This window comes from Xanthomonas populi (assembly GCF_002940065.1).
In the GTDB taxonomy this organism is placed as follows: Bacteria; Pseudomonadota; Gammaproteobacteria; order Xanthomonadales; family Xanthomonadaceae; genus Xanthomonas; species Xanthomonas populi.
Genome location: NZ_MDEJ01000167.1, coordinates 1 through 6,993, shown reverse-complemented (window position 1 = coordinate 6,993; position 6,993 = coordinate 1). Strand labels below are relative to the sequence as shown.

Annotated in this window: 5 protein-coding genes, 1 other RNA gene and 1 pseudogene; 4 read left to right on the top strand and 3 right to left on the bottom strand. The window is 63.3% G+C overall.

Going from position 1 to position 6,993, the window contains the following annotated elements; genetic code table 11:
• Window positions 1-160: 160 nt before the first annotated feature.
• A non-coding RNA gene (locus tag XpopCFBP1817_RS18455) (sX9 sRNA) lies at window positions 161-236 on the bottom strand.
• A 77-nt stretch (window positions 237-313) separates the two neighbouring features.
• Here XpopCFBP1817_RS18455 and XpopCFBP1817_RS18450 point away from each other — a divergent pair.
• Window positions 314-1,408, top strand: a complete 1,095-nt coding sequence (locus XpopCFBP1817_RS18450) for a glycerophosphodiester phosphodiesterase (protein ID WP_128418225.1) — start codon at window positions 314-316, stop codon at window positions 1,406-1,408.
• A 317-nt stretch (window positions 1,409-1,725) separates the two neighbouring features.
• Here XpopCFBP1817_RS18450 and XpopCFBP1817_RS18445 read toward each other — a convergent pair whose 3' ends face one another.
• Window positions 1,726-2,514: a rhomboid family intramembrane serine protease gene (locus tag XpopCFBP1817_RS18445; protein ID WP_128418224.1), complete on the bottom strand. Its 789-nt coding sequence runs from the start codon at window positions 2,512-2,514 to the stop codon at window positions 1,726-1,728.
• 313 nt (window positions 2,515-2,827) lie between these two features.
• Entirely contained in the window at window positions 2,828-3,784 is a 957-nt protein-coding gene (locus tag XpopCFBP1817_RS18440; protein ID WP_128418223.1) for a TerC family protein, read from the bottom strand.
• A gap of 327 nt (window positions 3,785-4,111) precedes the next feature.
• On the opposite strand from XpopCFBP1817_RS18440, the gene XpopCFBP1817_RS18430 reads away from it, so the two are divergent.
• The 3 genes and pseudogenes from XpopCFBP1817_RS18430 (at window position 4,112) to XpopCFBP1817_RS18420 (ending at window position 6,715) form a co-directional block, all read left to right on the top strand.
• Window positions 4,112-5,278 carry a class I SAM-dependent rRNA methyltransferase gene (locus XpopCFBP1817_RS18430; protein ID WP_128418222.1) on the top strand — a complete coding sequence of 389 codons (1,167 nt, stop codon included), beginning with the start codon at window positions 4,112-4,114 and terminating at the stop codon, window positions 5,276-5,278.
• 44 nt (window positions 5,279-5,322) lie between these two features.
• Window positions 5,323-5,613: a hypothetical protein gene (locus XpopCFBP1817_RS18425; RefSeq protein WP_128418221.1), complete on the top strand. Its 291-nt coding sequence runs from the start codon at window positions 5,323-5,325 to the stop codon at window positions 5,611-5,613.
• 188 nt (window positions 5,614-5,801) lie between these two features.
• Window positions 5,802-6,715 (top strand): annotated as a pseudogene (locus XpopCFBP1817_RS18420) (dipeptidase).
• Window positions 6,716-6,993: the final 278 nt, after the last annotated feature.

Here is a 6,993-nt window from a genome sequence, read left to right as displayed (position 1 = left end):
TGGAGCGATTACGCACACTGCCCGAACACGTCTACAACCAGATGGTCATGGGCTGAAAAACGTGGGGATACCTCAGAATCGGGATTGGGGATTCGTAACAGCGGATTTTGCAGCTGCTTACGGATTTCCGATGCTGATGGATGTTGATAGTTTTTAGAGCGACTAACAAAACATAGCGGGTGGCCGTCAGGTGGGTGCGTATGGCGCGGAGTAATCGGGTTGTACGCGTCGTACATGCCGCACCGACCATCGGCCGTGCTCGCCTGGCGGTTACGCGGTGGTTTTGATAGCTGCTTTTCAGTTGGAGACATGCATGATGCAGTTCCACCGTGTCTGGATAGTGGGAGCAATGATGGTCGGCATGAGCGGCCACGCAGTTGCAGAAGCGCCGCTGGCGAAAACGGTGCAGATCTTTGCGCACCGTGGCGCCAGCGCGTTGCGCCCGGAACACACCTTGGCCTCGTACGCCAAAGCCATTGTCGATGGCGCCGATTTTGTCGAGCCGGACCTGGTGTCGACCAAGGATGGCGTGCTGGTGGCGCGGCATGAGAACGAGATCGGCGGCACCACCGATGTGGCCAGCCATGCGGAGTTTGCGGCGCGCAAGACCCGCAAGACCATCGATGGCCAGCCGATGGAAGGCTGGTTCACCGAAGACTTCAGCCTGGCCGAATTGAAGACGCTGCGTGCGCGTGAGCGGTTGCCGCAGTTGCGTGGCACGCGTTGGGATGGGCAGTTTCAGATCGTCACCTTCGACGAGATCATCGATTTCGTCGCAGCCGAGTCGGCGGCGACCGGGCGCACGATCGGGCTGATTCCGGAGATCAAGCACCCGAGCTATTTCAGTGCGCTGAATCTGGCGATGGAAGACAAAGTGCTGGAGACCTTGCGTGCGCATGCGTACACGCGGACCGCGCCGGTGGTGATCCAGTCGTTCGAGATCGGCAACCTGCGTTACGTGCGTGGCAAGATCGGGCGCAGCAGCACTATCCGTCTGCTGCAGTTGCTCGGTGGCGCGCAGATGGCGTTGCCCGACGCGGGCGTGGGCAGCGCGCCGCGTACCTACGGGCAGATGATCACGCCCGAGGGGCTGAAGCAGATCGCCAGCTATGCTGATGCGATCGGCCCTGACATCCGCAGCATCATTCCGTTGGATGCGCAGCAACGCCTGAGCACGCCGACCAGCCTGGTGCACGACGCGCATGCGGCGGGATTGCAGGTGCAGCCATATACGTTCCGCCCGGAGAATTATTTTCTGGCAGCCAACAACCGCAATAGTGGCGCGGTGACCGAGCGTAACGAAGCTGGCGCTTTGGCCGAGCTGAAGGCGTATCTGGATGTCGGTATCGATGCGTTCTTTGCGGACGATCCTTGCCTGGCGCGGCGTGCGTTGAGTGAGCGCAAATAGTGTCGGTGCTGGCTGCGAAGCGGCTGTAAAGGCGCCTGAAATGGCGCAGCAGGCGTCTTCGTTGTCGCTCTCTGACGTGGCCGCATAGATCTGCGCTGCTGCATCTTTGCGCCTGGGTCGAGATCACTGCTGATGGCGAGATTGCGTCTTTGTCGCCGCGACTATCGTTTCTGACTGCCGCTCGAGATCATCCGTTATAGGAGCGTGCCTGCGCGCGATGGGGGATGTTGGTGAAGCCCCGTCGCGCGCAGGCACGCGCCTACGCAAGTCAGGGGTGACTACGTCAACTGTTTCGATCGTCGCCTGATGCCGGCGCGCTAGGTTCCGGGCGGCCGTTCGCGTGGCGGGAAATGCAGCACCACGTTGTGCGAGCCGTCTTCCTGGCGTTGCCACAGCACCGGCACCTGGCGCGGTGGTGGCGGTTCCAGCACGTTGGGTTCGGCGTTATTGATGTCCCAGGCGGCGTCTTCGTCCTCGTCTTCCCAGCTGTAGCGCGGCTTGGCCTGTTGCGGGTCGCGCAGGCGCAGCAGCAGCGCGGCGATCAGGCCTGCCACCGCGCCGCCCAGATGCGATTGCCAGGACACGCCGACCTCGTGCGGCAGGATGGCCAGCAGCATGCCGCCGTAGAACAGGAAGGCGATCATGCTGGTGGCAGTGGCCGGCCGGTCGCGGCGCAGCAGGACAAGCACGAACACCAGAAACATCAGGCCGTGGGTGACGCCGCTGGCGCCCAGATGGCGGCTTCCGGGCTCCCCCAGCAGCCAGGCGCCCAGCCCGGAGCCCAGCCATAGTAACGGCAGTGCCAGGGCGGTGGCGCGCGGATACGTGCTGCCTGCCAGCGTGCCCAGAATCAGCAATGCGGCCGTGTTGGCGCCCAGATGCGCGAGCGAGCCATGCAGCAAGGGTGCAGTGAGGATGCCAAGCAGGCCATCGGCCTGTAGCGGTGCCACGGCCCAGGCGCGCCAATCGAACATGCCCTGGGCGGTGAACACCGTGACCAGCAGCAGCACCGCGGCCAAGCTGAAGTTGAAGGCACGCAGGACCCGGGACCGGTCCAGGCGGTCTTGCGTGATGGTGTCGTCGGCGGCAACAGGATGCGGTGTCATGCCTTCGTAGAGCGGCTAACAAAACGACTGCACTCACCGCCAGGTGGGCGCGGCCGGCTTTGTTGTTCCATCAGCACACGACCACGCTGCCAGGTGCGATGTCCTTTCCGCTTGCGGGAGCCCGTGGCGGCATGGAGGCCGCCACGGAGCCTGCATGGATGGATTTACGGCGTGTCCCTCAAGCGGTGAGGGCATTGTGCCCTCGACCAGCTCGGCTCTACGCCAGCCTTCGAAGATGGCAGCCAGCCATGCGCCTGATCAATCGATCGCGGCGGCCACCAGTCGCCCATTCCGATTCCCGAATCCCAACCCGTCAGTGACGGGCGGGCTTGGGCGGCCGCATCAAACTCAGCACGATGGTGAAGATCAGAATCAGCACCACTGCGGCCAGCGAGACCAGCACCGGGATCTTGTACAGATCGATGATCATCATCTTGGTGCCGATGAACACCAGAATCACCGCCAGGCCGTAGGGCAGCAGGTGGAAGCGGTCGGCCATGCCGGCCAGCAGGAAGAACATCGCGCGCAGGCCCAGTACCGCAAACACGTTGGAGGTCAGCACGATGAACGGGTCGGTGGTGATGGCGAAGATCGCCGGGATGCTGTCCACCGCGAAGATCACATCGATCACCGCGATCAGGATCAGCACCACGAACAACGGGGTGAACCAGCGCTTGCCGTCCTTGATCACGCTCAGCGCGTTGCCGTCGTACTGCGGGCTCAGGCGCAGATGGCCGCGCATCCAGCGCAATACCGGGTTGGCTTCCAGATCCGGCTCCTTGCCGGCGGAAAACCACATCTTGATGCCGGTCAGCAGCAGGAACGCACCGAACACGTACAGCAGCCAATGGAACTGCTCCAGCAGCATGGAGCCTGCAAAGATCATGATCGCGCGCAGCACGATGGCGCCCAGCACGCCGATGATCAGCACGCGCTGGCGCTGTTCTTCGGGCACCCCGAAATAGGTCATCACCATCAGGAACACGAAGATGTTGTCGACCGCCAGCGATTTTTCGACCAGATAGCCAGTTAGAAATTCCAGCCCGATGCGATTGGCCACCGCCTCGCCAGCGCTGCTCTGCAGGTACCACCACAGGCCGGCGTTGAAGGCCAGCGCCAGCAGCACCCAGCCGATGCTCCACCAAGTGGCTTCCTTGAAGGTCACCTTGTGCGCGCCGCCGTGGCGCATCAGCACCAGATCGACCATCAGCGCCACGATCACCACGATCGCGAAGCCACCCCATAACCAGACATTGCCAATGGTTTGCATAAAGAATCCCGAAAAGTGAAATGACCTGGACAGCCGGTAGGCTGAGGCCTTGTGACACGGAAATCGTGGATTCCGGGTGACGGACCTTCGCCTGCGCGGCGAAGGTCTCGCTCACAACCGGTGCGGACCGGTTGCCGTTGCACCGGAGCACCGGAGCACCGCACGTGGCGGGCTCGTCATGACGGCGACAACGCTGGAACGACCGCCAAAGCCTGCGACGCGTTGCTTGCCAGCTTCTGCTGGCGGTTCGTGGGAGCTACTCCCCTTCTGCGCCCGATTCTGCGTGCCCGTGCCGGGCACGTCAATTCAGCCGGATACAATGGGCGGATGAATACTCCAGTCCCCGTCGTCCGACTCAAGAATGCCTGGCGCTCCAGCCACCCGTGGATCTTCCAGAAACTGGTGGAAAAGCCCGCCGCCAAGCCCAAGCCCGGCACCATCGTCGATGTGGTCGGGGTGGACGGAGAGTGGATCGGCCGCGGCTTCTACAACGGCCATTCGCGCATCGCCGTGCGCATCCTGGAAACCGATCAATCGGTGCCGGTGGATGCGGGCTGGTTCGCGCGCAAGATCGCCGCCGCCGTGAGCCTGCGCCGCGACTGGCTGCGCCTGGACGCGGTGTCCGACGCCTGGCGCGTGGTGCACAGCGAAGGCGACGGCCTGTCCGGTCTGGTGGTGGATCGCTACAACGATCTGGTAGTGGTGGAGTTCTTCGCCGCCGGCATGTTCCGCCATCGCGAATGGATCTACGAGGCGCTGCGCGAGCAGTTCCCGGGCTGCCGCTTCCACAGCTTTGCCGACGAACATGTGCAAAAGCAGGAAAGCTTCGATTTCCACGGCAACACCACCACCGAAGCGGCGGTGATCACCGAGTACGGCATCAAGTTCCGTGCCGACCCGGCCGGTGCGCACAAGACCGGGTTCTTTGCCGATCAGCGCGACAACCGCCAGTGGCTGAGCGAGCAGATCGAAGGCAAAAGCGTGCTGGATCTGTGCTGCAACACCGGCGGGTTTGCGGTGTATGCGGCAGCGCGCGGCGCCTCAGAGGTACTGGGCGTGGACATCGACGAGGACGTGATCGCGTTGGCCAAGGGCAATGCGAAGCTCAACAACGTGCGCCCGAAGTTCGTGCAGGCCGACATTTTTCCGTGGCTGCGCGACGCGGCCAATCGCGGCGAGCAGTTCGATGTGGTGATCCTGGACCCGGCCAAGATGACCCGCGACCGCGAGCAGGTGATTCCGGCGCTGAAGAAGTACCTGGACATGAACAAATTGGCGTTAGGCGTGGTCAAGCCCGGCGGTCTGTTCGCCACCTTCTCGTGCACCGGGCTGGTGGCCGAGCAGGAGTTTCTGGAAATGTTGCGCCGCGCCTCGTATTTCTCCGTGCGCACCATCCAGATCCTGAAAGTGGCCGGCGCCGGTCCGGACCATCCGTTCATGGCGCACGTGCAGGAATCGCGTTACTTGAAGGCTGTTTTCTGCCGCGTGATCTAGCGCGGCGATCACAACGGCGATCACCCCGTGGAGCGGACCAGGCGATGACACCGGACGATGACGAACGCAAAGCGCTGACCCGGTTGCTGCGCGAGATCGAGCGGCCCAACGCGAGTCTGCTGGCTAGCAACTGGCCGGTGTTCGGCGTGTGGCTGCTTTTTTCCGGGGCCTTCATGTATCTGTTCCAGACCGGTAGCAGCTCGCCGTTGCATCCGTTACTGCTGGCGCTGGGCTCGACCTGTCTGGGCGTGTTCGGTGCGTGGATCGTGTTCCGTTCGGTGTGGGCGCGGCAGTGGCCGCATGTGCGCGCACGCCTGGCCGAACTGGGCGATTGAGTGCCGTGCGTGACACGGCTGCATGACCGCCCGGCGAGCGTGGCAGTGATGGCCGCCGACTGCATCACTGCATGCGGCGGCGGTATGTGCGCGTTGTTCGCGACCCTGTAGGTTGCCCCCACGCGGTGGCGTCCAAGCCGCTTTTGCGCACGCTTTCGCTGTCTTTCTCTCTGCTGCTCTCCACCGTCATGCCCGTTCATGCCGTTAAGTTTCCGCAGGCCGAACTGGCGCGCGCCACCGCCTTGCAAAAACGCTTGGTCGCGCTGGATTCGCATCTGGACACGCCGGCCAATCTGGCGCGCCCCGACTTCGACGTGCTGCAGGCGCATGCCTGTCGCAGGTGGATTACCCGCGCATGGTCGAAGCCGCGCTGGATGGCGGTTTCTGGGCGGTTTACATCGGCCAGGGCAATCGCAGTGCTGCCGCGCATCTGGACGACCGCGATGCCGGGCTGTAGCGTTTGTTGAAGAGTCACACCCTGCTCGCCGCGCAACCGCAGCGCTTTGCATTCGCCACCACGCCCGCCGATGTCGCGCGTATCAAGGCCGATGGCACGCGCGTGGTGTACATCGGCATGGAAAACGCCAGCCCGCTGGTGGCCGACCCCACACTACTGCGGTTCTATTGATCGCGCTGTCGCCGGTGCCCATCGTGCTGTTGCACAGCGACGCACGTGCGGTCTTCAACCACCCGCGCAATATCGACGACGCGCGCTTGAAGGTGCTGGCCCAGCACGGCGGGGTGATCCAGGTGAATTCCTACGGCGGCTATCTGGTCGACAGCGGCGCCAGCCCCGAGCGCAAGGTCGCCGAAAAGGCGTTACCCGATCAAGCGCGCCACCGAAGAGGATTTCTTCGCGCATCTGGAGCATGTGCTGGCCGTGGTCGGGCCCGACCACGTCGGCATCGGCATGGACTGGGACGGCGGCGGCGTGGTCGGCCTGCAAGATGTCTCCGAGCTGCCCGGGATCACCGCCTGGCTGCTGCGCAACGGCTACACCGAGAAGCAGATCGCTGGCATCTGGGGCGGCAATCTGCTGCGTGCCATGCGCCAGACGCAGGACCATGCGGCCAAGCAGGCGGGTCAAGCCAAGGCTGGGTAAGAAGGGCAGGGCGTGGGCATTCGGGAACGGGAGTCGTGAGAGCCAACGATCACGCGGGTGGGGTGATGCGCGCGCGCGCCCCTCATCCCCGAGCGTGTTGGTGACGCCAACCGGTTACTTGGGTATTTGCACAAAAAATCACGCCCACGAGCCCGCAAAAAGGCAGCACCATGACAAAGATTCCGGAAAAAAGCTCCAACTAGGGCATGTTAACACTAATGGCCTGAGCGAGTAAACTATCGGGTATGGAGATCACACCAGAGCAATTTTCCCTAATC

Excerpts from the sequence above, each read along its gene's own strand:
- XpopCFBP1817_RS18430 (WP_128418222.1), top strand. The coding sequence starts at position 4,112 with ATGAATACTCCAGTCCCCGTCGTCCGACTCAAGAATGCCTGGCGCTCC.
- XpopCFBP1817_RS18425 (WP_128418221.1), top strand. The coding sequence starts at position 5,323 with ATGACACCGGACGATGACGAACGCAAAGCGCTGACCCGGTTGCTGCGC.
- XpopCFBP1817_RS18450 (WP_128418225.1), top strand. The coding sequence starts at position 314 with ATGATGCAGTTCCACCGTGTCTGGATAGTGGGAGCAATGATGGTCGGC.
- XpopCFBP1817_RS18445 (WP_128418224.1), bottom strand. The coding sequence starts at position 2,514 with ATGACACCGCATCCTGTTGCCGCCGACGACACCATCACGCAAGACCGC.
- XpopCFBP1817_RS18440 (WP_128418223.1), bottom strand. The coding sequence starts at position 3,784 with ATGCAAACCATTGGCAATGTCTGGTTATGGGGTGGCTTCGCGATCGTG.